The sequence below is a fragment of the Nonomuraea glycinis genome (genome assembly GCF_014646515.1).
GTDB lineage: Bacteria > Actinomycetota > Actinomycetes > Streptosporangiales > Streptosporangiaceae > Nonomuraea > Nonomuraea glycinis.
Genome location: NZ_BMNK01000024.1, coordinates 1 through 1,970 on the forward strand (window position 1 = coordinate 1; position 1,970 = coordinate 1,970).

At 72.0% G+C, this 1,970-nt stretch carries 2 protein-coding genes; one reads left to right on the forward strand and one right to left on the reverse strand.

Going from position 1 to position 1,970, the window contains the following annotated elements; all coding sequences use genetic code 11:
• Positions 1-94: 94 nt before the first annotated feature.
• Positions 95-1,234: a saccharopine dehydrogenase family protein gene (locus tag IEY87_RS41895; RefSeq protein ID WP_189144455.1), complete on the reverse strand. Its 1,140-nt coding sequence runs from the start codon at positions 1,232-1,234 to the stop codon at positions 95-97.
• A 170-nt stretch (positions 1,235-1,404) separates the two neighbouring features.
• Here IEY87_RS41895 and IEY87_RS41900 point away from each other — a divergent pair.
• The coding region (locus IEY87_RS41900) for a serine/threonine-protein kinase (RefSeq protein WP_189144456.1) at positions 1,405-1,970 on the forward strand (566 nt) is incomplete at its 3' end.

A 1,970-nucleotide genomic window follows, 5' to 3' on the forward strand; every position in this document is an offset into this window, starting at 1 on the left:
CTACCAGCCACGGCCAGCCCACCACCGAATCCCACCAAGATCCGAACCCTAAACAGCTCCTAGCGGACGCCGAAGGGCCGCGCGGGCCGCGCGGTCACGGCCGGGTGCGGTCGCGGACGGTGAACGTGAGGCCGGCGCGCTGGAGCCGGTCGATGAGCGGGCGGCCCAGCGCGGCGGCGGTGGTGAGCTGGCCGGCGCGGTCCGGGACGTCGTCGAAGGCGAGGCAGAGGGCCGACTCGGCGAGCATCTTGGCCGTCTCGCCGTATCCCGGGTCGCCGCCCGCCACCTCGGTGACCACGCGCCGCCCGCCGCCTTCGCCGACGAAGGTGACCTTGAACCAGTTTCTGGCGCGCTGCTCGGGGGACGGGCCGTCGCCCGGCCGCAGGCGGGTCAGCAGCCGGTCACGGGCCGGCGGGATCCGGGCCAGGGCCGCCAGCGCGGCCGCCCCACCGGCCATGGTCAGCGCGGTGGGCAGCCGCCTGACCGCGTAGTGCTGGCGGTAGGTGAAGTCGGGGCCGTAGCGGTCGAGCAGGCGGGCCGAGTGGCCGACGATCCGCGGGTCGACAGTGGGCATCGGCAGCGCCCAGCCGCCCACGTACCGCAGGCCGCCCGGCCCGGCGCTGACCCGGCGCCCGGCCGGCGCCGGCTCGGTCGTCCGGCGCAGAGCCGCCGCCTCGGAGCCGTGCCGCCGCCGGGCGAGGATCGACACGGCCGAGTGGAACGTGCCCCCCGACGCGCTCCCGTGCACGCGCAGGAAGCCGCTGACCGTCAGCGGGACGTGCTCCGGCAGCTGCTCGACCGTGAACAGCACCCCCAGGTCGAAGGGGATGGAGTCGAAGCCGCAGGCGTGCACGAGCCTGGCGCCGGTGCGGACGGCCGTCGCGTGGTGCCGGAGGTACATGCGGTCGACGAACTCCGGCTCCCCCGTCAGGTCCAGGTAGTGCGTGCCGGCCTCGGCGCACGCGGCCACGAGCGGCTCGCCGTACCTGATGTACGGCCCCACCGTCGTGACCACCACCCGCGCCCGCGCGGCCAGCTCGGCCAGCGACGCCGGATCGGCCGCGTCCGCGTACATGATCGGAACATCGATGCCGAGTGCCTCCATCTTGGTACGGTTACGGCCTGCCATGGCCCACGTGACGGCGGGACCGGCGAATTCGGCGAGATAGGCGGCGGTGAGCGCGCCGGTGAACCCGCTGGCGCCGAAAAGCACGATGTCGTACGGACGGTCCATGGCCTGCGGCCTCCTGGAGGCACTGGTGCGGCGAAATGGGATGTGCGTCACCATTGTTGAAGGGGCGCGCGGTAAACCGTGACGTCACGAACGGTTAACAGTTCTCTGTGAAGTAGTCCGGCGTCGTAAAGTTTGCCTGGTCGGGCTTTGTGCACACGTGGGGAAGATGAATGCCGCAGATCTCGCCGCTCGTAGCCGGCGATCCCATCCAGTTGGGGTCGTTCGAGCTGTCCGGGCGGATCGGTGAGGGCGGGCAGGGCATCGTCTTCCTGGGCACCAGCAAAGAGGGCGAGCGGGCGGCCGTCAAATTGCTGCACGTGAAATTCACCGGTGACCTGAGCGCCCGGGCCCGTTTCGCCAGGGAGCTGAAGGCCGCCAAGCGGGTGGCGTCGTTCTGCACGGCCCGCGTAATCGAGGCCGACCTGGACGGCGACACGCCCTACATCGCCAGCGAGTACATCGAGGGCCCGGCGCTGAGGGAGATCGTCGACCGGGAGGGGCCGCTGCGCGGGACGGTGCTCGACCGGCTGGCCATCGGCACGGCCACCGCGCTGACCGCGATCCACCACGCCTCGATCGTGCACCGCGACCTCAAGCCCGACAACGTGCTCATCGCGGCCGACGGGCCCCGGGTGGTGGACTTCGGGATCGCCCGGATCATCGACTCGAGCGGGACGATCACCAGCAGGGCCATCGGGACGCCCGCCTACATGGCGCCGGAGCAGATCGCCGGCGA

Coding starts and splice junctions, on each gene's coding strand:
- IEY87_RS41895 (WP_189144455.1), bottom strand. CDS start 1,234: ATGGACCGTCCGTACGACATCGTGCTTTTCGGCGCCAGCGGGTTCACC.